This is a genomic window from Paracoccaceae bacterium, from assembly GCA_012103375.1.
GTDB lineage: Bacteria > Pseudomonadota > Alphaproteobacteria > Rhodobacterales > Rhodobacteraceae > WLWX01.
The window spans coordinates 2,470,872-2,496,507 of record WLWX01000001.1; the positions used below are offsets into that span (position 1 = coordinate 2,470,872).

Genomic DNA, 25,636 nt, shown 5'->3' on the forward strand with positions numbered 1-25,636 from the left:
AAACCCCGGAGGATCCGATGAAAGATCAACCTGACGCCCCTGCCCTGACAATTGCCCCGCACCATGCAGGCACCCTGCCCGGTTATATGCCGGGTTTCGGCAATGATTTCGAGACCGAGGCTTTGCCGGGCGCCCTGCCGCAGGGACGAAATTCGCCGCAAAAATGCGCCTATGGGCTTTACGCAGAACAACTGTCCGGTACGCCATTCACCGCCCCAAGGGGCGAGAATGAGCGGACCTGGTGTTACCGCATCCGCCCATCGGTGCGTCATGTGGGGCGGTTTTCGCGTATCGATCTGCCGTATTGGGCGACCGCGCCGCATGTGGACCCTGATGCAGCCTCGCTGGGCCAATATCGCTGGGATCCGGTGCCTCATTCGGACGAAAAGCTGACGTTCCTGACCGGAATGCGCACGATGACCACTGCGGGGGATGTGAACACCCAGGTCGGCATGGCGGCGCATATCTATCTGATCAACGCGTCGATGGTGGATGAGTATTTCTATAGCACTGATAGTGAGTTACTGATCGTTCCTCAGGAAGGACGTTTACGGTTCTGCACGGAAATGGGTGTCATCGATCTGGACCCGCAGGAAATTGCAGTGCTGCCCCGTGGCATGCTGTTTCGGGTCGAACTGGTCGACGGGCCGGCACGTGGCTTCGTTTGCGAAAACTATGGCGCGAAGTTTGATCTGCCGAACCGTGGCCCGATTGGGGCTAACTGCCTTGCAAATCCCCGCGACTTCAAAACGCCAGTGGCCGCGTTCGAGGACTGCGACGCCCCATCCCGCGTGGTCATCAAATGGTGCGGGCAATTTCACGAGACACAGATCGGGCATTCTCCGCTGGATGTTGTGGCGTGGCATGGCAACTACGCGCCCTGCAAATACGATCTGAAGACCTTCAGCCCGGTCGGGGCGATCCTGTTCGATCACCCGGATCCGTCGATTTTCACCGTTCTGACGGCACCCTCTGGCGTAGAGGGGACCGCGAACATCGACTTCGTGCTGTTCCGCGACCGCTGGATGGTGGCCGAGGATACGTTCCGCCCGCCGTGGTATCACAAGAACATCATGTCGGAACTTATGGGAAACATTCACGGAATCTATGATGCCAAGCCCGAAGGCTTCGTTCCGGGCGGCATGTCGTTGCACAATATGATGCTGCCCCACGGCCCGGACGGACCGGCATTTGAAAAAGCCTCGAACGAGCCGATGGAACCCGCCTTCCTGGCCAATACCATGTCCTTCATGTTCGAGACGAGGTTTCCACAACATCTCACTGAATTTGCAGCGAAAGGTGCCCCCATGCAGGACGATTATGTGGATTGCTGGGCGGGGCTTGGCAAGAAATTTGACGGCACAAAGGACCCCAAATGAGTTTGATCGAAAGTTGGGTGCCCGGCGCGAATGATCCCGACGGCCCGTTTCCGCTGAACAATCTGCCCTATGGGTCCTTCGTCAGCGCCCAGGGCGACCTGCGCTGCGGCGTGGCCATTGGCGATTGCATTCTGGACGTTTCCGCGCTGGAGGCGGATTGGCTTCTGGAACTGCCCGAGGTCCTGATCTTCGTTGATGGATTATGGAATGATTTCATGGGGTTAGGGCCGGATGTCTGGGCGAACTTCCGGGCATTTCTGATCGCTGCGCTTTCCACCGGCTCTGCAATGCAGCCGGAATTGGAAAGCTATCTGGTGCCGTGCCATGGCGCCCGGCTGGCGATGCCCTTCGCGGTTAGCGAGTTCACGGATTTCTACGCCAGCCGGAACCATGCCACCAATGTCGGCACGATGTTTCGGGGTGCCGAAAACGCCCTGCCCCCGAACTGGCTGCATATCCCGATCGGGTATAACGGACGTGCCTCGACAGTGGTGGTCAGCGGAACGGATATTCACCGCCCGCTTGGGCAAAGGAAACCGGCCGGTGAAGACATGCCGGTTTTCGGCCCCAGCCGCCGCCTGGATATCGAACTGGAAATGGGTGCCATCGTTGGCACGCCCAACCGCATGGGACAGCCCGTCACCGTGGCCCAGGCGGCTGCGATGATCTTTGGCTATGTCCTGCTGAACGACTGGTCGGCGCGCGATATTCAGGCGTGGGAGTATCAGCCGCTCGGCCCGTTTCAGGCCAAGGCATTTGCAACCTCGATCAGCCCCTGGATTGTCACCGCCGCCGCGTTGGAACCGTTTCGCACACCCACGCCCCAGCGTGAAACACCACTTCTGCCGCATCTGCGCGAAACGGCGCCGATGCTGTATGATATTGATTTATCTGTCACAATACAGACCGAAGGCGGCCAGCCGCAGGTGATCAGCCGCACGAACTATGCCACGATGTATTATTCCGCCGCGCAGCAACTGGCGCATCACGCGTCGTCTGGCTGTGCGATGAACGTGGGCGATCTGCTGGGGTCCGGGACGATTTCGGGGACAACCCCGGACAGTTTCGGATCGCTGCTGGAGGTGACCTGGGGCGGCCAAAACCCGATCACGCTGGGCGACGAAACCCGTACCTTCATCGAAGACGGCGACACGCTGTCGCTGCGCGGGCATGCGCAGGGCGATGGGTTCCGCATTGGCTTTGGCGATTGCTCCGGCACGATATTGCCCGCCGTGGAGTTTGAGGGCTGATGCGCTACGACTACCCAGAATTTGAATTCACGCTGCCGCCCGGATTGTCGGGGCCCGAACCCCGGCATCAGGTCGCCATCATCGGGGCCGGACCGATTGGTCTGGCCATGGCGATTGATCTTGCGACACGGGGGGTGCCCTCGGTCGTGCTGGACGATAACAACGTCATCTCGGTCGGGTCGCGCGCGATCTGCTGGGCCAAACGCACGCTCGAGATTTTCGACCGCCTTGGCGTGGGGGAACGCATGCTGGCCAAGGGCGTGACCTGGCAGGTGGGGCGCGTGTTTCATGGGCGCAGGCAGGTTTATGAGTTCGATTTGCTGCCGGAATCAGGGCACAAATATCCCGCCTTCATCAATCTTCAGCAATATTACGTCGAACAATATCTGGTCGAACGCGCGGGCGAATTTCCAGATCTGATCGACCTGCGATTCCTGAACAAGGTGACGGATCATCAAGACCTGACTGATCACGTAAAGTTATGCATCGAAACCCCTGATGGAGAATATGAAATTGAGGCTGCCTATGCCCTTGCATGTGACGGGGCGCCCTCACCCACGCGGCGGCGCGTGGATCTGCCTTTTGTCGGGCAGGAATTCGATGAGAACTTCCTGATCGTCGACGTCGAAATGGCGCAATCACCGTTTGAAACCGACGCGCCCGAACGCTGGTTCTGGTTCGAACCGGATTTCCACAACGGTCAGTCGGCGCTGCTGCACAAGCAGCCCGACAACATCTATCGCATTGATCTGCAACTGGGCCCGGACGCCGACGTGAAGGCGGAACTGGCCGACGACAAAGTCTTGCCCCGCATCCGCGCCGTGGTCGGTGATGTGCCGTTCACGCTCGACTGGAAAAGCATCTATCGGTTCCGCTGTGCCAGGCTGGACCGGTTCGTCCATGGCCGCGTGATATTCGTCGGCGACAGCGCCCATGTGGTCAGCCCGTTCGGCGCGCGTGGCGGCAATGGCGGCATTCAGGATGTCGACAACCTGGGATGGAAGCTGGCGGCCGTCCTGAACGGTGGCAATCCGGCGCTGATCGAAAGCTACAACACCGAACGGGTGCAGGCCGCGGATGAGAATATCTTGAACTCGGCCCGCACGACCAACTTCATGACCCCGAAATCCGCAACCGAGGCCACTTTCCGCAACGAGGTTTTGCGCCTTGCCAAATCCCATCCATTCGCGCGCCGCCTGATCAACGCAGGCCGCTTGTCGCTGCCGTGCACACTCGACAGCGCGCTGACCACACCGGGCGAGGCCCCGGTGCATCCGGGTGCCGCGATGGTTGATGCGCCCCACCAAGGCGGCTGGCTGATCGAGGCGGCGCAGGGCGAATTCACCCGGCTAAGCGTCGGCGGCGCGCGCCCCGTCACGCTGGGTAACCTGCGCAGCATTCACGCAACCGACCCGACATCAATCACGCGTTACGGCGACGGCTTGACCTATCTGCTGCGCCCCGACGGGCATGTTGCCGCCGCTTTTCGCGACCCGAAACCGGCGCAGATTACCCAGGCCCTGGCCCGCGCTGAAGGAGCGATGACATGACCAATGCCCCCCTGGGTGCGCGCAGTGACGATGTTTACCAGGCGCTGATGGATGCCCATACCGACCGATCCGATGCCGAAAGCGCGGCGCTGAACGCGCGTCTGGTTCTGATGCTTGCAAACGAGGTGGGCAATGCGGATCGGGTCATTTCGGTGATCGCGGAAGCTGCGACGATGGATGAGTGATGTCATCCTATACGATTACGCGCGCAGCTCGGCGGCGTACCGGGTTCGCATTGCCCTGAACCTTGCGGGCATCGCGTATCGCCGTATTCCGGTGGATCTGACCCGCGCCGAGCACAAGTCGCCCGAGCATCTTGGCCGCAATCCGCAAGGCCTGGTGCCGGTTCTGGACATCGACGGCATTCGCCTCACTCAATCATTGGCGACAATCGAATATCTTGCTGAGGTACGCGGCTTGAAGGCGCTTCCGGGTGATGCAGAAACCCGGGCCAGAATACGCGCGGCGGCAATGATCATCGCGATCGATATTCACCCGGTCTGCAACCTCAGCGTGGCCAACCGCGCCTGTCGGGGTGCGGATGATCAGGATGCTGCCAAACGGCATTGGATGACCGAGGGCATCACGCCGGGACTGGCCGCGTTCGAAAGCCTGTTAAGTGCCTTCGAACAAACCCCCTATTGTTGCGGCAACACACCAACATTGGCCGATATCTGCCTGATCCCACAGCTATATAACGCCGACCGGTGGGGCATCGATACCACCGCCCTCTCACGTATCCAGGCTGCGCGGAACGCCTGCGCCCGACACCCGGCTTTCGCCGCTGCAGCGCCAGAGGCTGCGAGCCCCTGATAGCCATCATTGACCCATAAATATCCCCGCCGGAGGCATTCTTCCTTATCACGCAAACAGCAAACGACGCGGCCCCCGATGGGTGCGCGCCGCCTGCCTGCCGCTTATGCGCGTTCAGCCTTTGATGCCCTCGATGGGTGTCATGCAGTTCATCTTGTAGACTTCACGGTCCGAGATGAAGATCGGCGCGGTGCCGGCGATCTGAACCCAACCGACATCTAGGCCCGGGGCGTTCGGAATCTCCCAATGGTCGGTCAGAATGGCGATCTTGTTGCCTTCGGTCTTGGCCGTTTTCACAGCGCTTTTATGGCCATAGCTGTCGACCACGACATATTTCAGCCAGGTGTTTGGCTTGCTGGTGCGCACAACCGTCTTGGCGACCACCTTGCAGGTGCCGTCACCGGTCGCAACCGGCGTCAGTTCGGTGTTGACGAAGACGACTTTGGAGTTCGAGGCGCCATTGCCGGGGATCAGGTCGAACCCGGCCTGTGCGGTGGGGGCGGTCGCTGATGAAATTGCAGCGGCAACGACGAGAGAGAGGATGCGGGACATTGGGTGGCTCCGGTAAGTTTCAGGTTTCGATTGCCTGTACGTCGGAGCGGGCGGCGGGATGGTTCAAAAAACTTCAGGCCGGGGCCTTGGGATATGAAATCCCAAGGATCCTTGCCGGGGGCGGTGGCTGGGGCATTCTGCCCCAGACCCCTGAGGATATTTTCAACGAGAAGAGGTGTTGGGTGCGAAAAAAAAGGCGCGGAACCTTTCGGGCCGCGCCTTTCCTCTGAGATTTTTTCGCGTCTTCAGCCCTTGTTCAGAGCGGCAACTTCGGCCGCGAAATCATCGGCTTCTTTCTCGATCCCTTCGCCAACGACCATGCGGACGAAGCCGGTGACGGTGATACCGGCGTCTTTGGCGGCAGCCTCGACCGTCAGGTCAGGGTTCACAACGAACGCCTGCCCCAGAAGCGTGTTCTCGGCGTAGAATTTCTTCATCCGCCCGTCGATCATCTTTTCGATTACTGCTTCGGGCTTGCCGCTTTCACGGGCCTGCTCGGTCAGGACCTGGCGTTCGCGGGCAACGAAATCTGCGTCCAGTGCCGCCTCATCCAGGGCTGCCGGGTTGGCGGCAGCAACATGCATCGCGATCTGGCGTGCCACGCCGGTGTCGTCGCCGTCGAAGGCCACAAGGACACCGATCCCGCCCATGCCGCCGGTGGCCGCGTTGTGGACATAGCTGACGACTTTGCCGCCGCCGATCTTCTGCATCCGACGCAGGCTGAGGTTTTCGCCGATGGTGGCGATCTTGTCGGTGATCATCTCGGACACCGGTTTGCCGTTGCCGACGTCGGTTCCGGAGAGCGCTTCGACCGAGTCCACGTTCATGGCCAGCCCAGCGATGGTGCCGACCATCTGCTGAAACTCAGCGTTCTTGGCCACGAAGTCGGTTTCCGAGTTCACCTCGACCGCGACGCCGGTGCCGCCGTCGGTTTTGACCGCGACCAGCCCTTCGGCTGCGGTGCGGCCCGATTTCTTGGCCGCCTTGGCCAGGCCCTTGGTGCGCAGCCAGTCAACGGCGGCGTCCATGTCCCCGTCATTTTCGGTCAGCGCCTTCTTGGCGTCCATCATGCCCGCGCCTGTGCTGTCGCGGAGTTCTTTTACCTGTGCAGCAGTGATCGCCATGGGATCATCCTCCTGTTAAAAATCAAAAGCGGTCGGGTGCGCGTTTGCGCACCCGAAATTGTCAGCCGGGCCGTTGGGCCGATCAGGCCTTGGCGTCTGCCTCGGCGGGGGCGTCTTCGGCCTTGGGGGCGTCTTCGCCGGAAGCTTCCGCAGCGGGGGCTTCTTCTGCCGGGGCTTCAGCCGCCGCCGCATTGTCAGCCGCCGCCGCGTCTTCTGCAGCCGCTTCTTCCATGGCGGCGTCTTCCAACGCACCAACGTCAACGCCTGCGGCACCCAATTGCGCGCTCATCCCGTCAAGGGCGGCGCGGGCCACCAGATCGCAGTAAAGCGCGATAGCGCGGGCTGCGTCGTCGTTGCCCGGAATGATGTGATCCACGCCATCGGGCGAACAGTTGGTATCGACCACCGCAATCACCGGGATGCCCAGCTTCTTGGCTTCCAGAACGGCCAGGTCTTCTTTGTTCACGTCGATCACGAACAACAGGTCCGGCACGCCGCCCATTTCGCGAATGCCACCCAGCGAGGCTTGCAGTTTCGCCTGCTCACGCTCCATGCCCAGACGCTCACGCTTGGTGAGGCCTTCAACGCCTTCGGCCATTTGCTCGTCATAGGACTTGAGGCGCGCGATCGACTGGGAAACGGTTTTCCAGTTGGTCAGCGTGCCACCCAGCCAGCGGTGGTTCATATAGTATTGCGCGCATTTCTCAGCCGCTTCTGCGACCGGGCGCTGTGCCTGACGCTTGGTACCGACGAACAGAACGCGCCCGCCCTTGGCGACCGTGTCACGTACCACGTTCAGCGCGGTGTCCAGAAGCGGAACGGTTTGCGTCAGGTCGAGGATGTGGATGCCGTTGCGGTCGCCGTAAATGAACTCGCCCATGCGGGGGTTCCAGCGCTGCGTCTGGTGTCCAAAGTGAACGCCAGCTTCAAGAAGCTGACGCATGGAAAAATCAGGGAGGCCCATGCCAATATCCTTTCCGGTTTCTACCTCGGCGGGGGTTTTGAGACTTGCGCCCAACCGGCGGACCTTTGGGGATGTCTCCCCCATCGGCCCAACCCCGCCTGTGATGTGAGGCGGCGTTTAGACCGACCCCCGGGGGATTGCAAGCCCTTGCGGTACGGGCATGACGGCACAGAATTCGCCTTCTTATGCTTCTAGATAATCATCACAGATATTCTTTTGGCGAGGTCCTGAGTGGCAGCGACCTCTGGCCATTGCCCGCGGCCACGAACCGTCCGATATTCAATCGGGTGGCCCTGCCCCGGATCAGGGTAACTCGTGTACCCAGCCAATCAATGGCATCAGGGCGCGCGTGACATCCATCGCCCAGTCGGTGGCCCCTGCCCCCTGAATGACGGAGGGGTCCGCGCCGTCGCCCATGGTGCGGGCAACCATGCCCTTGTGGCGCAGCAGCTCGGCGCGGCGGCCTTCCGCTTCGAACCCCTTCGGAACCCGCGCCAATGCCGGATCATCCGTCGTGCAGCCAACGGTGGCCGCCTGATCCAACGCGGCGATCAACTCGTCGCCATCGGCCTTTTTGACGATGCGGTTGCGATAGCTTGTCAGAGTGGCCCCATCGAAGCCCCAGCGCCCAGCCCCGTATCCAACCGAGTCCGGGTGCAACACAAAATGCATGCCCGCAGACCGGTCCGGGTGATCCCCGGCCCAGAATATCATGTGCAGGCTGGGGCTATAGGGGGTCTTGTCCTTTGAAAACCTTGTGTCGCGGTTGATGCGCCTTAGCGAACCGTTCAGCTTCGGTTCTGCCTTCAATTTCGGCGTCAGCTTCGACATCGGGTCCGCCTGTGCGGCAATGAAATCCAGCGCAGGGGCGCGCCAGTGCGCTTCATACCTGTCGCGGTTATCTTCGAACCAGTCGCGGGTGTTGTTGGCTTGCAGGTCTGCCAGAAAGGCGAATGTGTCTGGTGTGAATCCGGTCATGGGGTGCCTCCGAACTGAGGGGGCGATCTTCGCACGCGCACCGCGGTTCGCAAAGGACCCCTCCTGACAGAATGTGTCAGCAGATGTCAGTCCCGCCGCATCAGAATCCACGCACCATGCGCGGTGGTCCAGCCGTCCGTGGCCACGGCGGGCCTTCGCGCAACGTCATGAAACCCCAGCCGTTGATAAAGCGCCCTTTCCCTTGTGTTGCCGCTGGCGGCGATCAGGCTTTGGGCCTTCCCGGCACAACGTTGCCCGGCAGCAGCCATCAGCGCTGTGCCCAACCCGATGCCGCGAAACGCCGGGTAGGTCGCCAGAACGTTGATATAGAGTGTGCCGGGCGCGAGGTTCTCTAACTCGATCAGCGGGCGGAACATCGCCGGGGTATCGTCGTCCAACGGTTCGGGTTGGGTGACATAAGCCACCAGCGCTGCGGCCACGTGGCCATCTACTTCGGCAATCAGCGCATTGCGCCAGGAGAACCCGCCGTCATCACGGGCCGCGCGCGCGGCCCCGGTTTTCCAGACATCACCGCCCGGTCCGGTCATGCCGGACCAGATGGTCAGGGGCATCCCCTCGCCCGCGATATTCACAAGCTGGGCCAGATGCGGGGCGTCGGCGCGGGTGGCTGGGCGTATTGTCGGCATTATTGCCTCCTGTGTTCGGCGTAAGTGCCGGGCGCGGCGCGCGCGCCCGGCGATTGCTCAGTAGTCCTTCGAGTCCGCGGCTGTGCCGGCGATCACGGCGATCTCCATCGTTGCTTGCGCACCCATATGCTCGTTGAACCCGATCAGAGTCTGATGCAGCACACCGTCATGGTCCATGAAGTTGCCGGTTGCGCCGGTGATTGCGCGGGCAACGGCAACGCCCTGATCGACGAGTTCCGGCCCTTGCGAGATGAACAGCCCCCCGTCGCCAAAGTCATAGACCTGACGGCTGATAAGCCATGCGCCGGTTTCGGCATGCGCGCCGTCACCGACAAACCAGCCATCGCAGGTCCAGGTGCCCAGCACCTTGTCGGGGAACGCCGGGCTGCCATCTTCCAGCGTGCCGCTGACGCCTTCGGACAGGGTCCCTGCAGGATAGATATAGCCCTGCGTGACAAACGGGTTGCCGTGGGCGGGCATGCCGTCGTCGAACACCGGGGCGGGTGCAAAGGCAAAGCGGGTGTGATCCTCGGCCACCTCGAAGGTGCTGATGGCCGGGGCTGCGAAGGCAGCGGTTGATAGGGCGGTCGCCAGGATTGGCGCCGCAAGCTGCAACAGTTTCATGGGTTTTCCGTTTTGTTTTAGGGGTTTGGTCGTTTTGGGGTGGGCCGGATGTCTGGGGACACCCGGCCCGGTTCGTGCGGCCCGTTCGGCCAAAGGCCGACTGGGGTTCGGGCCGCGCGTCTGGTTTCGCGTCAGTCGTGGGTCAGCCGACCTCAGGCGGCCTGACGCTTGTGCAGGTGGTGGCTGACGCATCCGACGTGACGCGCATCCGATCCGCAGCAACCGCCGATCACCCGCAGGTTGGGCAGCATGGTCGCCAGTTCGGCGTGCAGGTCCCCGAACTCGGTCGGGTTGCCGTCGTCCAGTTCCACACAGACGTCCAGTTCTGCGTGCGACAGGCGCGAGGCATTGGCCCGCAGGCCGCCGATGCGGTTCACCCAGCCCTCGCCCTTGGTCAGCGCGTCGCGGAAGTGATCCGGGTGGGCACAGTTGATCATGTAATAGATCGGTGCATTGCCGGTTTCATCATCCGTGCGTTCAATCGCCTCGGCCAGTTTTTCACCCGAGGGTAAACGCCCGTCGGTTTCCACCGTGTAAGAGATCACGACCGGCATCCCGGCGGCCTGTGCGGCACGCACAATACCGATGCCTTCGCCGGTGTGGGTGATGGTCAGCGCGCCGATGAAGTCCGCGCCCGATTTCGCAAGCTGGTTGATTTGCGGAGCGTGGATCAGCTGGGCCGCCTCGGGCGTCAGCATGGTGTCGGGTGCATAGCCGTCGCCTGCCGGGCCAATGCAGCCGTTGATGGCGATATTGGGCACGCGTGCGGCCCATTTGTCGCGCGTCTGCGCGGCAAAGGCCACGGCGTCCCGGTTCAGGCGAATTTTGTTGAAAAACTCCTGCTTGATCGAGGGCTATGGCGCTGATTCAATCCTCTCAACAAGCGGGAGGATCAGCCATGATGGGACCGAGGCAGGAAGCACAGGCGGCGCTGTTCTATGAGTTCTCGCTGGAAGACCATGTCCCGCAAGATCACCTGCTGCGATCGATTGATCGTTTCGTCGATCTGAGCAGCATCCGCGCCCATCTTGCCGATTTCTACAGCCACACCGGTCGTCCTTCGATCGATCCTGAACTGCTGATCCGGATGCTGATCGTCGGTTACTGCTTCGGCATCCGGTCCGAGCGGCGGCTCTGTGAAGAGGTACACTTGAACCTCGCGTACAGGTGGTTTTGTCGGCTCGACCTGGCCGATCGGGTGCCGGATCACTCGACCTTTTCAAAGAACCGGCATGGTCGGTTCCGCGAGAGTGAGCTGCTGCGCCATCTCTTCGAGACCACGGTCGCGCGATGCATCGCCGAAGGTCTCGTCAGCGGTCAGCGCCTGGCCGTCGATGCCAGCTTGATCGAGGCGGATGCCAACAAGCAGTACTCTGCGCCAAAGGAAGAATGGGACATTGCGCGGATCGATGCAGACGCTGCACCCCGCGCGGTCCGCGAGTATCTCGACACTCTGGATGAGGCCGCATTCGGAGCAGCGACACCGGTCGAGCCAAAGTTCACGTCCTATTCCGACCCAGCCAGCCAGTGGACGGCGGCGCGTAAGGGTCCCGCATTTTTTGCCTACTCCGACAACTATCTCATCGATACCGATCATGGTGTCATCGTCGACGTGGAAGCGACACGGTCGATCCGTCAAGCCGAGGTGGGGTCAACCAAGACGATGCTGAAGCGGGCCAAAGAGCGCTTCGATCTTCATCCCGAACGGCTGATCGCCGACACCGCCTACGGATCGGGACCCATGCTCGGATGGCTGGTGGGTGAAAAGATCGCACCGCACATCCCGGTCTTCGACAAAGCCGGGCGCACCGATGGCACCTGGTCCCGAGCTGACTTCGAATGGGATGCCGAGAACAATCAATACATCTGCCCGGAAGGCGAGGCTCTGAAGCAGTTCCGCCGAAACTACTCCGACCCCAATCGCGGCCCAACCGGCAAGGGCGTGGCCAAGTACCAAGCGCTGAAGCACACCTGCCAATCCTGTCCTTCCAAGCCGAAGTGCTGCCCGAATGCCGACGCCCGTAAGATCACCCGTGAGGAACATGAGGACGCTCGCGACATCGCCCGCGCAATCGCCAAAACGCCGCAATACAAGATCTCGGTGAAGCTCCGGAAGAAGGTCGAAATGCTCTTTGCCCACCTCAAGCGCATTCTCGGCCTGGGACGGCTCCGATTACGTGGACCATGCGGCGCAAATGACGAATTCCTGCTCGCCGCCACTGCCCAAAACCTTCGCAAACTGGCAAAGATCTTTCCTGCACCGCAGCAAACGCGCAAAGCCTGATCAGAAAGGCGCTCGCGCTATGTTCAAATCGCTACTTTCTGCGCCCGCAACACGTTGTTTTTCCACAGAATCGGCGCAGCATGTCAGCTTCGCTGCGACCCAGTTCCGCGCCCCAATGCGGCGCCCCGCGCCAGGTGTTGGTGTCCAGCACAAAGCCAGTCCCGGCGTCCGCAGCCATGGTCAGAAAACGGTCGAAATAAGCGGTCATTTTCAGCCGAGCCTGGGCATTGTCCAGAAGGACGATGGCCGCAAAGCTGGGCAGGTCGAACCCTTCGATGAACAGCATCGTGGTTTCAAAGCCGCCGTCTGTCAGCCAGGGGCGGGTGGTGGATTTCAGCGCGTCAATCGTAGTTGAGGTTTTCATGAGGTATCTCCGATGAATTGATGCGGCAATGCATGCCAGAATTCGGGCCGACCGGAACAGTCGCCCTGTGGTACAGTCGGGGGTCGGCCGGTATCGTTCATAAATTGTTGGGGTTTCACGACGGCGGGCCTTTGCCGCCCGGGCTTGTCAGGCTGGAAACTGGACTCGTGGTACAGTAAATCAGCCACATGGCGCGCATATCAAACACCCGCACCCGGATTCTGGATATCGCCCAATCGGCGGTTCTGGCCAAGGGATTCGACGCCACCTCGATCGAGGAGATTGTGGCCGAGGCCGAGATCTCGAAAGGTGGGTTCTTTTATCATTTCCCCGACAAGAACGCTTTGGCGCAGGCGTTGATCGAACGCTACATTGATGAGGAAGACAGCCTGTTCGACAATCTGTTCGGGCGCGCGCGCGAGCTTAGCGATGATCCGTTGCAGGTGTTTCTGATCGGCCTGAAGCTGCTGGCCGAGCTGTTGGAGGATATCCCCGGCGGCCATCCCGGTTGTCTGGTGGCAACGGCGGCGTATCAGGATCGGTTGTTCGATGCCGGCGTGCGACAGCGCAACAAGGATGGCGCAACCGCCTGGCGCGCGCGTTTCAAGGGCTATCTTGAGGAGATCGTCGAACAATACCCGCCGCGCGATGCGGTCGACCTTGACGATCTGGCAGACATGGTCACCGGCGTGTCCGAGGGGGGGATCATCCTCAACAAAATATTCGGCGATCCGACCCATGTGGTGCGCCAGATCATGCTGTTCCGTTCCTATATTAAGTTGCTGTTCAGCCCCGGCGCGAACTGAGGCGATGGACACCCGCATAGAGATCCTGAAGCACGCCATGCAGATGGTGCTGAGCGAGGGGTTTGACCGCACCACCATCAACCGGGTCGCCGAACAGGCGGGTGTCTCGCGCAGTGGTGTCTTTTATCACTTCGCCGACAAGACCGCATTGGCCGAAGGTCTGATGCATATGTTCATGGACGAGAATAACGCCGTCTTCGACCGTATTTTCGCAGAGGCGCGTCACCTCAGCGATGATCCGTTGCACGCGTTTCTGATCGGTCTGAAGATGTTGCAGGATGTCTTTACCGACCTGCCCGATGTGCATCCGGGGTGTCTGGTGGCGATGACGGTCTATTAGGAGCGTCTGTATGAAGCCCGGGTTCACAGCCTGACGCGCCGATCCTCAGAAAGCTGGCGCCGCCGGTTCCGCCACATTCTCGATGAGATCGCAGAGGTCTATCCGCCGAACACGCAGGTCGATCTTGACGATCTGGCCGATATGCTGGGCGTATGTATCGACGGGGGTATCATCCTGTCCAAAGCGCATCAGGCGCCAGAGTTGATCGCGGCACAGATCGGGATGTATCGCTCGGTCATAAAGCTGATGTTCGCGGCTGGGCGTGGTTAGGTCGGGACCGAATAATTCGGCACAGCTGGTTCGACGGATACGCAGCCTGTCATCGTCGCCCGACTTTAGCCGGGCGCGCGCCGGACCGGCGGACTGGCGCTGCAACGGGGATAGGCATGATTTATGGGGAGGTGTTAGCCGTCAACTAACCGGGATGTGACCACCTCAAACCGACGCCTGACCGGTGGGGCCGGTCCGGCGTGCGCCCTGCGCCTTTGGCGCGCACCGGGCGCAGGCAATTCCTATAGCGTTTCGGTCTCACTGTTCTTACAGCCCCATCCTTGTCAGACAGACCATCATTCAAACCAGACATGCCGGATCAGTGGTCCGGCGCGCGCCCTGACCATTGGTGCAACGCCCGTCTTGCACCTCGCCCTGCCCCAGCCGATAAGCGGGGACATGACAGACAGCCCCATCACAAACCCGCCCGACATTCTGTGCATTGGTTCTGTCCTGTGGGACATCATCGGGCGTTCGGCCAGTCATATGACCGTGGGCGCAGATCGCCCGGGGCGAATTACCCGGCTGCCGGGCGGTGTGGCGCTGAATATTGCGATGCAACTGGCACGACAGGGGATGCGCCGTGTCCTGATGACAGCCGTGGGGCGCGACGCTGAGGGGACCGAGCTGATCGGGCAATGTCAGCGCATGGGGCTGGTGACGGAATTTGCCTATCTCTCGGACGACCTGCCCACGGATCGCTATATGGCGGTTGAGGGCGCGAACGGGCTGATTGCGGCGGTCGCCGATGCACACTCGCTAGAGGCAGCGGGCGACAAGATCCTGCGGCCCCTGTCAGACGGGCGGTTGGGAGGTGCAGACGCCCCCTACCCCGGCCCGATTGCGCTGGATGGAAACCTGACCGAGGATCTGCTGGCCCGGATTGCCGAAAGCCCGCTGTTTGCCGCGGCTGATTTGCGCATTGCGCCTGCCTCTCCGGGGAAAGTGGAACGGCTGCAACCGCTGCTGAAGCACCCGCGCGCCACACTCTACGTGAACCTGGAAGAGGCCGGGTTGCTGTGCCACACAGATTTTGACGGGTCCGAGGGTGCCGCCGCGGCCCTGATCGCACGCGGTGCGCAGCGTGTCGTGGTCACCGCCGGGGGCGATCCGGCGACATTCGCCCAAAGCGATGGCGCAAGTGCTACCGCCCGCCCGCGGCAGGTCATGGTCACGCGTGTTACTGGCGCAGGCGATACCTTCATGGCCGCCCATATCGTTGCCGAACGTCGCGGCGCAAACGCCCAAGACGCCCTGGACCGCGCACTGCGCATCGCTGCTGATTACGTATCCGGAGAAACCCCACTGTGACCCCAACCATCCGCTATTCCCCCGAGGTCGAAGCTGCACGCGCCGCCTGTTCGCCGCTGGTCGCGCTGGAAAGCACGATCATCACCCACGGCATGCCCTGGCCGCAAAACGTTGACACTGCACGCGCGGTCGAGACCGAAGTGCGCGCCCATGGTGCGGTTCCTGCCACGATGGCTGTGATCGACGGGGCATTGCATGTCGGGATCACCGACGATCAGCTTGTGGCGCTGGCGCAGGCCAAGGATGTCGCGAAACTGTCCCGCGCCGATTTCGCCGCGTGCCTTGCCACTGGCGGCACCGGGGCAACCACCGTGGCCGCAACGATGATCGCGGCCCGGCTGGCCGGGATCGAGGTGTTTGCGACTGGCGGTGTCGGCGGGGTGCACCGCGGGGCTGAACAGTCGTTCGATATCTCAGCAGACCTGCGCGAGCTGTCCGAGACGCCGGTGACTGTGGTCTGTGCAGGTGCGAAGGCAATCCTGGATTTGCCAAAAACGCTCGAGGTTCTGGAGACACTCGGCGTGCCGGTCATTGCGTATCAACAGGCGGCCCTGCCGGCCTTCTGGTCGCGGGACGCGGGGCTGACCGCGCCGCTGCGGATGGACAGCGCCGCGCAGATTGCCGCCGCGCACCGGATGCGAGCGGCCATGGGCCTGCCGGGTGGGCAGCTGGTCACCAATCCGATACCCCCGGCGGATGAGATCGCCCGCGACCAGATCATGCCGGTGATCGAACAGGCGCTGGCCGATGCAGCCGCCGAAGGCATCGCCGCCAAAGCCGTCACGCCGTTTCTGCTGGACCGGATTTTTACGCTGACGCAAGGCCGCTCTCTGACGGCGAATATCGCGCTGGTCCTCAACAACGCCCGGCTGGCCGCTGGCATCGCCAAGGAACTGGCGGCGATTTAGACGCTTAAGCTGGCGAAAGAACATAGTCCAGACCTGATCTCTCCCCGTTGACAGGTAAGCGTCTGTTGCGGAACGTATTTTTTACACCAATGCGCAAATGAATACCGCGTAACGGCGGGACACAGCACAGTCGGCTCGCTACGCTGCGGTTCAGCGACGCAAACCACGAGATTTGATATGCCTGATACCGACCCGTTTTTCTGCATCAGGCGCTGATCGGTGAGTACGGCAAATTCTGGCGCGTCGGCAGTGTCTTGCGGGTCTCGTTCACGAATGGGACCGCCGCCCAGCAGGATCGCGTTCTGGTCGCTGCCCGGGCATGGTCGAAATATGCGAATATCCATTTCGAGAAGGTGTCAGACGGGCCTTCAGAGATCAGGATCATATTCGACCACAAAAAGAATTCATCCGTAATTGGCACGGACGCTGACCTGCCGACTTTCTTCGGGGTTGCCTCGATGCATTATCGCGGGTTCCGCCCAGGCCCGGACGTGATTGCGCATGAATTCGGGCATGCGCTTGGGCTGCACCACGAACACCAGCACCCGGGCCTGACGATCGACTGGAATCGCGAAGTTGTTTACGCCTTCGCCGAGGCCGAATTCGGCATGTCACGCTTCGATGTCGAACGAAATATTTTCGACCGACATGGTTGGAGTGGCAAGTCAGTCGGGCGGTTCGACCGCGACTCGATCATGATCTACGAAATTCCGGCGGACTGGACCAATGACGGATTCTCGATCGGGAACACTCCGGTGTTGTCATGGCGGGATCGGTCCGACATTGGCGACTTCTATCCATATCAGGGCGCCGTTCAGGCGACTTATTGGAACGATGGCCGCTATACGCTTTTGTCGCGCGGGCTGCACCAAAAGATGCTGTCGAAAACCTGGGACGGAAACGCCTGGAACGTGGCAGATGATTTTGACACGGCGCTTTAAAGCGTTTCGACATTAACCTGAGACATATCCGGCGGCCTTAAAGTAGTTCCAGCATTCTACTGGGTCGTAGAGATCGCAGATTGCTCCGATTGCTTCGAAGACCTGGGTAAAGGACCTGGCCCCGATCCGTCGCAAATGGGCTTTCAGTTTAGAGAAGGCCTGCTCGATGGGATTCAGGTCGGGCGAGTACGGTGGCAGGTAAAGGAACCAGCAGCCGTGATTGCGTAAAGCCTGCGTCGCCTCCTTATTCCGGTGGGTTGCCAGGTTGTCGAGAATGACGACAGTGCCGGGGTTGATCTCGGGGACCAGCACTTCGCGGATGTAGGCCGCGAAGGCGGGGCCATCTATCGCTCCCTTGATGACCCAAGGTGCGATCAGCGCGCCTTGGGTCAGGCCCGCGATCAAGGTTTGGGTTCCCCAGCTTCCGAAGGGCGCATCCATCGTCAGGCGCTTACCGCGCTTGGCTCTGCCGCGTAGGCGCGTGAGGTTTGTCTTCACTGCGGTTTCGTCAATAAAGACAACGCGCTCAGGAAAGGTCGCAATGGCTGGCGAGCGGTATCTGAACCAGTCGGCCCGTTGCTGCCTTACCTTGGCGCGGCGGCGCTCGGTTGCGACCAGCGACTTTTTTTGTACGTGAAGCCGAGCCGGGACAGAAGGTTGGCGATGGAGGAGTGATGCACCCGCACACCCTCTGCATCGGCCAGCGCATTACGCAACTCAAAGAGCGTGATGTCAGGGTCTTGTGCGATCAACTCCTCAAAGAATTCCCGATGCGGAGCCAGCTTTCCCTTGCCGCGCGGCGGTCCCTGCCGGGCAGGTTCCGCATGACCCTTCATCCTCACCTGACGCGCCCACCGCGCGCCTGTGGCAGGCGACAGCTTCAACCGCAACGCCGCCGCGCGCCCGCTCAACCCTTCTTCAATGTATCTCTGAAACCGTATCCGAAGCGCAGATGGCAAAGGTGCTGACATGATCCATCCTCCCAAACAGGATGAATCACAGATCAGGTCTCAAGGGAATCCCTCGCGATTCAGGTTCAAGACGAAACGCTTTAGGGCACGATTTCGGGCGCGCCGGGGATTGCTTATCGCAGCGCCTCGAACGGGACAATTGCGACCGTCGCACGCCGCCGAGACGATCACGCGCCAGTTGCGGCCTTGTTCCGGGATGGCAAGTGGTCTGATTGGCAGTCCCTGGGCGGGACAATCACCACGACTCCAACGGTGATCTGGCGGCAGGGACGTATCTGGGCCTTTGTGCGGGGCACAAGCGGGCGCGCGTTCTACAAGATCCAGAATCCGGATCTAAGCTGGGACACCGCCGCTTCGGGTTGGGATCTTCTGGGAGGTCCGGTCATCGGGCGCATCACGGCCGACAGCGCCGGAGACTATGTGGCAATCGCGGCCGCCAGCCCCAAAGGCGAGCCGCTGTTGAAGTATCACGATGGCACGGTCTGGCAGCCTGGAAACACAGACTGGATGACCGTTGGTATGCATTCGACGTCTTCGCCGCCTGTGGTGCGGATAGTGGACGGCAAGGCGCATCTGGTGATCCGCACCAATTACCTCAACAACGACTATCTGGCGATATTGTACCACGCGATTGTCGACCTGAAGACCGGCAATCTGGAGCAGGACTGGCAGGAACTGGGGCGCGAGGTTCTGGGTGATCCCTGCCTGATCGACGGGTTTGATGGCCGCCTGCATCTGTTTGTTCGCGGGACAAGCCGGCGGATCTTCCGAAAGATCCGGGAAAACGGCACCTGGACGGCGGAATGGGAAAACCTGGGTGGTGAAGCGATCGACAGCCCAACTGCGCTTGCGATACCGGGGCAGATCAACTCTGACCCCGAAATCCACCTGTTCTGCACCGGCACGACGCGGCGCGCATTCCGCAAGCGCTGGACCGGGTCCAAATGGGTCGAGGGGCAGCTGGGTTGGGAAAATCTGGGGGCGGAACTGGACTGTTCTTACTGAGGTATCCGGCGCACGGGCGGTGCGCTCGACAGCGGATGAAACGCCAATTCTCAATATGGCGCGTTGTTGTTTGCCCCGTCTCATACTAAATCAAGCATGATACCACTGCGGAGCCGTGATGACGTCACCCATTTCCCCCGAACCGCCTGAGCGGAAGCGGCGCGGCCTGTTCGCAGGCTTTCGCGCCAGCTTTCTGACGGGTCTGGTGGTCATCGCGCCGATCAGCCTGACGTTCTGGCTGATCTGGACGGTTGTGGGCTGGATCGACGGCGTTGTGCTTCCGTTCGTGCCGCGCCAGTGGCAGCCGAACCAATACGTCGGCTTCGATTTGCGCGGCATCGGCGTGATCATCTTCCTGATTTTCACGATACTGGTGGGCTGGATCGCCAAGGGCGTCATCGGGCGTGGGATTCTGCGTTGGGCGGAAAGCCTGGTTGACGGGGTGCCTGTCGTCCGTTCGATCTACAACGGGTTGAAGCAGATCGCCGAAACGGTTTTTGCGCAGACCGACACCAGTTTCGACAAGGCCTGTCTGGTTGAATACCCAAGGAAAGGCATCTGGGCGATTGCCTTCGTGTCAACCTCTGGCAAGGGAGAGATCCGGTCAGGCATCAATCAGGGCGATATCGTTTCGGTCTTCCTGCCGACCACGCCGAACCCGACGTCCGGTTTCCTGCTGTTCGTGCCGATAGTCGACGTGATCTTGCTGGAGATGTCGGTCGAGGATGCGGCGAAACTCGTGATCTCGGCCGGGCTGGTCTATCCCAACGGCAAGGATCCGACGGTGCCGCCGGATGAGGGCACGGGCTGAGCCGATTGTGTTGAAAAACTCCGAAATCAGAGCGTCGCGGATTTCTTGCGAAAACCTATGAAGCGAAATAGTCGGAAAGCTTTGACCACGAGACAGCGCATGGCTGCGCGTGAGCGCATGTAGGCGATTTGGGCCGACCCCCGCGCCAAAAATTTAGGATCGGGCTGCATGGAAAGAAAAATCATCGTTCAGGCCCTAAAACGGAGTTTTTCAACACAATCAGCTGAAACTCTGGCCGCCTGAACGAGGTGGCGGATCAGGTGTTTCGGTCAGGCGCTTTCGTGCGTGCGTAAAAGGCGCAGTCGCCCCGTGGCACGCGCCAACCTATGTGCCGCCATCCGTGGCAGATAGGTCACAGCCCCGGCCCAAATGACCCCCACAACCGCTACATCGCCGTCCAGCCGCCATCGGAACTGATGGTCGTGCCGGTGATCTGGGCAGCCGATTCTGTGCACAGGAAGACAGCGATTCCCCCAACTTGTTCGATGGTGGTGAATTCATGGCTGGGCTGGCGCTTCAGAATGACGTCGCGCAACGCCGTCTCGCGGTCCATCCCGTATTCTTTCATCGTCTCGGGGATTTGCGCCTCGATCAGTGGGGTCAGCACATAGCCGGGGCAGATGGCGTTGGCGGTAATCGCCTCCTCAGCGGTTTCCAGCGCGACCACTTTGGTCATCCCCACCACACCATGTTTTGCCGTCACATAGGCCGATTTGAAGGGTGACGCCCGAAGCCCGTGGGCCGAGGCGATGTTGATCACCCTGCCCCAACCCGCCTCGCGCATCATCGGCAGCGCAACGGCTGTTGTGTGAAACGGGGCGTTCAGCATGATCGAGATGATCTGATCCCACTTCTCGGGGGGGAACTCGGCCACAGGGGCCACATGTTGTAGGCCCGCATTGTTCACCAGGATGTCACAGACGCCCGCATCGGCGATCAATCGCCGGGCGGCATCCCCGTCCGACAGGTCGGCGGCGATATATCGCGCAGTGATTCCATGCTCACGCGACAGTGATTCGGCAAGCGCGTGATCCTCATCCCGGTCGGTGAACGAGTTCAGGACAACATCCGCCCCGGCCTTCGCCATTTCATGCGCAATCCCCAGCCCGATCCCTGAATTCGATCCGGTGATAACCGCCGTCTTGCCTGCCAGACTCATGCCCGATCCCTTTAACAATGGTGAATTTGGCGGCACTTTATCGCTGCTGCTCAGCGCATGAAACCGGCGAATTTCGGCCCGCTTGCGCGCCAGACCGACGCACAAAAAAACGCCCGCACAAGGCGGGCGCTAAGTTATTGAGGCAGGTTTCATACAGGCAAGAAACCTATCGAGCAGTAAGGTGCTTATACGCCTAAGTGTGGTCGTGGCCAAGGGAAAAGTTTGAATCACCCGCGCGCCACCCCTAGGCTGTGGGTCAAGCCAACCCGCCATGAACAGGATTCGCATCGCTATGACCTCGCCCCTTATTCGCGCATTCGTCGGCAGTCTCCTCGCGGCCTGCCTTGTCGGCGGTGCCAGCGCCGAACCACAACACGGTATCGCCATGTACGGCCAGCCGGCACAGGGTACCGATTTCACCGCCTTTCCATATGTGAACCCCGACGCGCCCAAGGGCGGGCGAATCGTGTTGGGCGAATCCGGCGCGTTTGATTCCCTGAACCCCTATATCGAAAAAGGCCGCGCGCCCTACGGCATCCGCGCCTATGCCTTCGAATCGCTGATGGTGCGCAGTTGGGACGAACCCTTCACCCTTTACGGGTTGCTGGCCGAAACGATCGAGACGAACCCCGAACGCACCTGGGTCGAATTCCACCTGCGCCCGGAAGCCGTGTTCTCGGATGGCAATCCGGTGACGGCCGAGGATGTGATCTGGAGTTTTGAGAAACTCGGGACCGAGGGCAGCGGGCGATACCGGAATTCCTGGGCCAAGATCGCCAGCGCCGAAAAGGTCGGCGAGCGTGGTGTGCGGTTCACCTTCAACGACGATGTTGATGACCGGGAACTGCCGCTGATCATGGGCCTGCGCCCGATCCTGCAAAAGGCGCAGTTCGAAGGGCGCGATTTCACAGAAAGCGGCGTTGATCTGATCCCCGTCGGGTCCGGCCCCTACATGATCGGAGAGTTCGAACCGACGCGCTTCATCTCTCTGGTGCGGAACCCGGATTATTGGGGCGCCGATGTTCCCGGCCAGCGCGGGCAACATAACCTCGACGAAATCCGCTATGAGTATTTCGGTGACGGCGACGTTGCGTTTGAGGCGTTCAAGGGCGGCGTCACCACGATGTTCCGCGAAGGCAGCGCCGCCAAATGGGCCGAACAGTACAATTTCCCGGCGGTGCAATCGGGCGATGTTGTCCAGTCCGAGATTGCGCACCAGCGCCCGACCGGCATCTGGGGCTTCGTAATGAACACCCGCAACCCGGTGTTCGCCGACTGGCGGGTGCGTCAGGCGCTGACCCATGCATTCAACTTCGAATTCATCAACCAGACGCTGAACGGCGCCGAGCAGCCGCGCATCACCTCATACTTCTCAAACTCGGTGTTGGGCATGGATACCGGCCCAGCGGAGGGGCGCGTGCGGGAATTGCTGGAACCCTTCGCAGATGAACTGCTTCCCGGCGCGCTGGAGGGTTATGCCCCACCCGAAGGTGACGGTACCGAGCGTAACCGGGCGGGCATCCGCGCCGCACTTGATCTGATGGAGCAAGCTGGCTGGACCGTTCAGGACGGCGTCATGGCCAATGCCAACGGTGAGGCATTTACCTTCGACATCCTGTTGAACCAGGGCACAACCTCGCACCAGCAGATCACTGATCTTTATGTCTCGGGCCTGGAGCGGTTGGGGATTACCCCGACGGTCACGGCCATCGATGCGGCGCAACTGCGTGAGCGGACCAACGCGTTCGATTTTGACATGGCGGTCTACCGGCGATCCTTGTCGCTGAGCCCGGGGAACGAGCAGAATTTCTATTGGTCGGCCAAGGCGGCGGATGAAGATGGGTCGCGCAACTGGATGGGAATGAAGTCACCGGCGGCGGAAGCGATGATCAATGCAATCCTCGCCGCGCCCAGCCAGGATGATTTCGTCTCCGCAACCCGCGCGCTGGACCGGGTGCTGACCAGCGGACGCTATGTGATCCCGTTCTGGCATTCGCCGGTGTCGCGGCTGGCCCATGTGAAAGAGCTGAGAAAGCCCGAGACCACACAGATCTACGGCGACTGGATCGGCTTCATGCCGGATGTGTGGTGGTTTGAGGAGTAATACCCGGCGGGCCACTAACCACACGTGTTGCCTGAAATGACGATTGAAATGTTCGCTTCTGCCCGGAATCAAGCCTGAAAGGCGCCGGGCAGGCGCTTGCCCGGATAGCACTTCAACAGGCCCGTTCGGAGTCCGGCTAGATTGTGGAACAAACCCCGGCGTGAACTTGCATTTCACCCACCCCGGGCTTAGCCGAGCCACATGGCCGTGAACCCAACCTTTCCCTGCCCGGCACCATTCAACCTGGCCGCCTATGTCCTTGCCGGATCGGGTGCGCCCGACGACAGGATCGCGTTGGAGCTGCTTGGCGATACCACGGAACGCTGGGATTACGGCAGACTGCAGCGCACGATTCTTGGATCTGCCGGGGGCCTCGCTTCGCTCGGCGCACCGCGCGGGGCGCGGGTGTTGTTGCGGCTGGACAATACGGTGGATTTCCCGGTGGCTTATCTGGCCGCGATTGCGGCGGGATTGGTGCCGGTGCCAACCTCAGCCGCGCTGACAGTGCCCGAGGTTTCCGAAATCGCGCAGGATCTGCGCCCGGCCCTGATCCTGTCGGCGCCTGGTGTTGCCTTGCCGGAGCCGCTGCCTTGCCCGGTTCTGCCGCTTGGTGATCTGCGCGCCATGGCGTCCTCTAAGCCGCTGGACCCGGAGACGGGCGAACCGGAGCGTCCGGCCTATATCGTCTATACCTCGGGCACAGGCGGGCAGGCGCGGGGTGTGGTGCATGCGCATCGCGCGATCTGGGCGCGTCGGATGATGTGGGATGGCTGGTATGGGCTGCGCGGTGACGACCGGCTGTTGCATGCGGGCGCGTTCAACTGGACCTATACGCTGGGCACCGGTCTGCTGGACCCCTGGGCGGCGGGGGCGACCGCGTTGATCCCGGCGCCCGGAACCCCCGCCACGGCGCTGCCTGATCTGCTGGCCAGCCACCGCGCGACGATCTTTGCTGCCGCACCGGGTGTCTATCGCCAAATGTTGCGCGCAGCTGTCCCGCCCCTGCCCGCCCTGCGTCACGGGCTAAGTGCGGGCGAAAAGCTGCCCGATGCGACACGCGCGCAGTGGCAGACCGCGACGGGAACCGCGGTGCATGAGGCGTTCGGCATGTCCGAATGTTCGACCTTCATCTCGGGAAGCCCGACGCATCCGGCCCCGCCCGGCACGTTGGGGTTTGCGCAGCACGGGCGGCGGGTGGCTATCCTGAGGGATGGGCAGCCTGCCCCGCCCGACACCCCCGGGACCATCGCCATTCACCGCGACGATCCGGGGCTGATGCTGGGATATCTTGGCGACGATGCATTGAGTGGCGACTGGTTCGAAACCGGGGACATGGGCGCGATGGACGATTGCGGCGCGGTGACCTATCTGGGCCGCGCTGACGACATGCTGAACGCCGGCGGTTTCCGCGTCAGCCCGCTGGAGGTTGAGGCCGCCCTGACCACCCACCCCGAGATTGCCGAGGCCGCCGCCGTCGCCCTGCGGCCCAAGCCGGACACGACGCTGATCGGGGCATTCTATGTCTCGACTTCGCCGCTGGACGAGGCCACTCTGACCGCTCATGCCGCTGCACGTCTGGCGCGCTATAAATGTCCGCGCATCTGGGTGCATATGGATGCCCTGCCGCGCGGGGCCAACAACAAGCTGCTGCGCCGCGCGCTGCGCGACCAATATGAGGCCGAGAATGGTTAAGCTCGACATCCTATCTGATCCGATCTGCCCCTGGTGCTATATCGGCAAGGCCAATCTGGATGCCGCGATTCAGGCGCACCCGGATCACCCCTTCACGATTGAATGGCATCCCTTCCAGCTGAACCCGGACATGCCCGAGGGTGGCATGGACCGGCGAGACTATCTGGAGACAAAGTTCGGCGGCAAGGAGAATGCCGTGAAGGTCTATTCCCGGATCGAAGAGGCGGCGAAGGCGGCGGGCCTGGAGATTGACTTTGCCGCGATGCAGCGCACGCCCAACACCATCGATGCGCATCGTCTGATCCACTGGTCGGGGCTGGAAGGTCGGCAAACGGCCGCTGTCGCCGCGCTGTTCCGCGCCTATTTTGCGGAAGGCAAGGACATCGGTGATCGCGCCATCCTGTTGGATATCACCGAGGCGATCGGCATGGACCGCGCCATGACCGAGCGCCTGTTGGACAGCGATGCGGACCTTGACGACATCCGCGCCCGCGATGCGCATGCGCGCAAGAAGGGCGTGACCGGGGTGCCAACATTCATCGTGGCCAATCAGCACGTGTTGCCGGGCGCGCAGCCGCCGGACCTTTGGGCGCGGGTGATCGAGGATATTGCAAAGCAAGCATCCGAGGCGTCGGGTGATGACCCTGCGGCTTGAGTATCGTTCGATCCGCTGGTCGGTGGATGATTGGAAAGGCTGGAGGGGCCAGCCCCTCCAGACCTCCCCGGGATATTTTTGGGTCAATGATGGGGTGCGTTTTGTGTTTGCGATGAGGGGTTTGGGTCGGGTTG

The 25,636-nt window shown here is 61.5% G+C and carries 25 protein-coding genes and 1 pseudogene; 16 read left to right on the plus strand and 10 right to left on the minus strand.

Annotated features, from left to right (window positions below):
* Positions 1-17: 17 nt before the first annotated feature.
* Genes GKR99_12640 through maiA form a run of 5 tightly spaced genes read left to right on the plus strand, consistent with a single transcriptional unit; the run spans position 18 to position 4,992 of the window.
* Complete coding sequence (locus GKR99_12640) at positions 18-1,379, plus strand: homogentisate 1,2-dioxygenase (GenBank protein NKB28347.1); 1,362 nt, start codon at positions 18-20, stop codon at positions 1,377-1,379.
* Complete coding sequence (fahA, locus tag GKR99_12645; protein NKB28348.1) at positions 1,376-2,629, plus strand: fumarylacetoacetase; 1,254 nt, start codon at positions 1,376-1,378, stop codon at positions 2,627-2,629. Before GKR99_12640 ends, fahA begins: the two co-directional genes overlap by 4 nt.
* Positions 2,629-4,179, plus strand: coding sequence for an FAD-dependent oxidoreductase (locus GKR99_12650; protein ID NKB28349.1), 1,551 nt, complete (start codon positions 2,629-2,631; stop codon positions 4,177-4,179). The genes fahA and GKR99_12650 overlap by 1 nt, the downstream gene beginning before the upstream one ends.
* On the plus strand, positions 4,176-4,364 hold the full coding sequence (locus tag GKR99_12655; protein ID NKB28350.1) for a DUF2783 domain-containing protein: 189 nt from the start codon (positions 4,176-4,178) through the stop codon (positions 4,362-4,364). The genes GKR99_12650 and GKR99_12655 overlap by 4 nt, the downstream gene beginning before the upstream one ends.
* On the plus strand, positions 4,357-4,992 hold the full coding sequence (gene maiA / locus GKR99_12660) for a maleylacetoacetate isomerase (protein ID NKB28351.1): 636 nt from the start codon (positions 4,357-4,359) through the stop codon (positions 4,990-4,992). The genes GKR99_12655 and maiA overlap by 8 nt, the downstream gene beginning before the upstream one ends.
* A 114-nt stretch (positions 4,993-5,106) precedes the next feature.
* Here maiA and GKR99_12665 read toward each other — a convergent pair whose 3' ends face one another.
* From GKR99_12665 to GKR99_12695, 7 genes are all read right to left on the minus strand, one after another.
* Entirely contained in the window at positions 5,107-5,544 is a 438-nt protein-coding gene (locus GKR99_12665; GenBank protein NKB28352.1) for a hypothetical protein, read from the minus strand.
* Positions 5,545-5,789: 245 nt separating this feature from the next.
* Positions 5,790-6,668 (minus strand): elongation factor Ts, encoded by an 879-nt coding sequence (locus GKR99_12670; protein NKB28353.1) that lies wholly within the window; start codon positions 6,666-6,668, stop codon positions 5,790-5,792.
* 82 nt (positions 6,669-6,750) lie between these two features.
* The gene (gene rpsB / locus GKR99_12675) at positions 6,751-7,632 is read right to left on the minus strand and encodes a 30S ribosomal protein S2 (GenBank protein ID NKB28354.1); all 882 of its coding nucleotides are present in this window, start codon (positions 7,630-7,632) and stop codon (positions 6,751-6,753) included.
* 303 nt (positions 7,633-7,935) lie between these two features.
* Positions 7,936-8,610, minus strand: coding sequence for a TIGR02453 family protein (locus tag GKR99_12680; GenBank protein ID NKB28355.1), 675 nt, complete (start codon positions 8,608-8,610; stop codon positions 7,936-7,938).
* Positions 8,611-8,696: 86 nt separating this feature from the next.
* Positions 8,697-9,257 carry a GNAT family N-acetyltransferase gene (locus GKR99_12685; protein ID NKB28356.1) on the minus strand — a complete coding sequence of 187 codons (561 nt, stop codon included), beginning with the start codon at positions 9,255-9,257 and terminating at the stop codon, positions 8,697-8,699.
* 57 nt (positions 9,258-9,314) lie between these two features.
* Positions 9,315-9,881, minus strand: coding sequence for a hypothetical protein (locus GKR99_12690; protein NKB28357.1), 567 nt, complete (start codon positions 9,879-9,881; stop codon positions 9,315-9,317).
* A gap of 152 nt (positions 9,882-10,033) precedes the next feature.
* Positions 10,034-10,729: a homocysteine S-methyltransferase gene (locus GKR99_12695; GenBank protein NKB28358.1), complete on the minus strand. Its 696-nt coding sequence runs from the start codon at positions 10,727-10,729 to the stop codon at positions 10,034-10,036.
* Positions 10,730-10,779: 50 nt separating this feature from the next.
* On the opposite strand from GKR99_12695, the gene GKR99_12700 reads away from it, so the two are divergent.
* Positions 10,780-12,165 (plus strand): IS1182 family transposase, encoded by a 1,386-nt coding sequence (locus GKR99_12700; protein ID NKB28359.1) that lies wholly within the window; start codon positions 10,780-10,782, stop codon positions 12,163-12,165.
* Between the two features lie 31 nt (positions 12,166-12,196).
* On the opposite strand, the gene GKR99_12705 is transcribed toward GKR99_12700, so the two are convergent.
* The gene (locus GKR99_12705; protein ID NKB28360.1) at positions 12,197-12,529 is read right to left on the minus strand and encodes a hypothetical protein; all 333 of its coding nucleotides are present in this window, start codon (positions 12,527-12,529) and stop codon (positions 12,197-12,199) included.
* A 188-nt stretch (positions 12,530-12,717) separates the two neighbouring features.
* Between GKR99_12705 and GKR99_12710 the strand changes: the two genes are divergently transcribed.
* The 5 genes from GKR99_12710 (at position 12,718) to GKR99_12730 (ending at position 17,105) form a co-directional block, all read left to right on the plus strand.
* Positions 12,718-13,335, plus strand: coding sequence for a TetR family transcriptional regulator (locus tag GKR99_12710; protein ID NKB28361.1), 618 nt, complete (start codon positions 12,718-12,720; stop codon positions 13,333-13,335).
* The gene (locus GKR99_12715) at positions 13,268-13,675 is read left to right on the plus strand and encodes a TetR family transcriptional regulator (GenBank protein ID NKB28362.1); all 408 of its coding nucleotides are present in this window, start codon (positions 13,268-13,270) and stop codon (positions 13,673-13,675) included. The genes GKR99_12710 and GKR99_12715 overlap by 68 nt, the downstream gene beginning before the upstream one ends.
* Before the next feature lie 669 nt (positions 13,676-14,344).
* Entirely contained in the window at positions 14,345-15,256 is a 912-nt protein-coding gene (locus tag GKR99_12720; protein NKB28363.1) for a kinase, read from the plus strand.
* Positions 15,253-16,164 (plus strand): pseudouridine-5-phosphate glycosidase, encoded by a 912-nt coding sequence (locus GKR99_12725; protein NKB28364.1) that lies wholly within the window; start codon positions 15,253-15,255, stop codon positions 16,162-16,164. Before GKR99_12720 ends, GKR99_12725 begins: the two co-directional genes overlap by 4 nt.
* 200 nt (positions 16,165-16,364) lie before the next feature.
* Entirely contained in the window at positions 16,365-17,105 is a 741-nt protein-coding gene (locus GKR99_12730; protein ID NKB28365.1) for a hypothetical protein, read from the plus strand.
* 12 nt (positions 17,106-17,117) lie between these two features.
* Here GKR99_12730 and GKR99_12735 read toward each other — a convergent pair.
* Positions 17,118-18,076 (minus strand): annotated as a pseudogene (locus GKR99_12735) (IS630 family transposase).
* 186 nt (positions 18,077-18,262) lie between these two features.
* Between GKR99_12735 and GKR99_12740 the strand changes: the two are divergent.
* Together GKR99_12740 and GKR99_12745 are read left to right on the plus strand one after the other, a co-directional pair.
* Positions 18,263-19,081, plus strand: a complete 819-nt coding sequence (locus tag GKR99_12740) for a hypothetical protein (GenBank protein NKB28366.1) — start codon at positions 18,263-18,265, stop codon at positions 19,079-19,081.
* Positions 19,082-19,199: 118 nt separating this feature from the next.
* A complete protein-coding gene (locus tag GKR99_12745; GenBank protein NKB28367.1) occupies positions 19,200-19,892 on the plus strand; it encodes a DUF502 domain-containing protein in 693 nt (230 codons plus the stop codon).
* A gap of 385 nt (positions 19,893-20,277) precedes the next feature.
* On the opposite strand, the gene GKR99_12750 is transcribed toward GKR99_12745, so the two are convergent.
* Positions 20,278-21,051, minus strand: coding sequence for a 3-hydroxybutyrate dehydrogenase (locus GKR99_12750; protein NKB28368.1), 774 nt, complete (start codon positions 21,049-21,051; stop codon positions 20,278-20,280).
* 292 nt (positions 21,052-21,343) lie between these two features.
* Here GKR99_12750 and GKR99_12755 point away from each other — a divergent pair, with 292 nt between their 5' ends.
* The 3 genes from GKR99_12755 to GKR99_12765 all read left to right on the plus strand — a co-directional run bounded on the left by GKR99_12755 (position 21,344) and on the right by GKR99_12765 (position 25,502).
* Positions 21,344-23,155 carry an ABC transporter substrate-binding protein gene (locus GKR99_12755; GenBank protein NKB28369.1) on the plus strand — a complete coding sequence of 604 codons (1,812 nt, stop codon included), beginning with the start codon at positions 21,344-21,346 and terminating at the stop codon, positions 23,153-23,155.
* A gap of 201 nt (positions 23,156-23,356) precedes the next feature.
* Positions 23,357-24,847, plus strand: a complete 1,491-nt coding sequence (locus GKR99_12760; protein ID NKB28370.1) for an AMP-binding protein — start codon at positions 23,357-23,359, stop codon at positions 24,845-24,847.
* A complete protein-coding gene (locus GKR99_12765; protein ID NKB28371.1) occupies positions 24,840-25,502 on the plus strand; it encodes a thioredoxin domain-containing protein in 663 nt (220 codons plus the stop codon). Before GKR99_12760 ends, GKR99_12765 begins: the two co-directional genes overlap by 8 nt.
* Positions 25,503-25,636 lie beyond the last annotated feature (134 nt).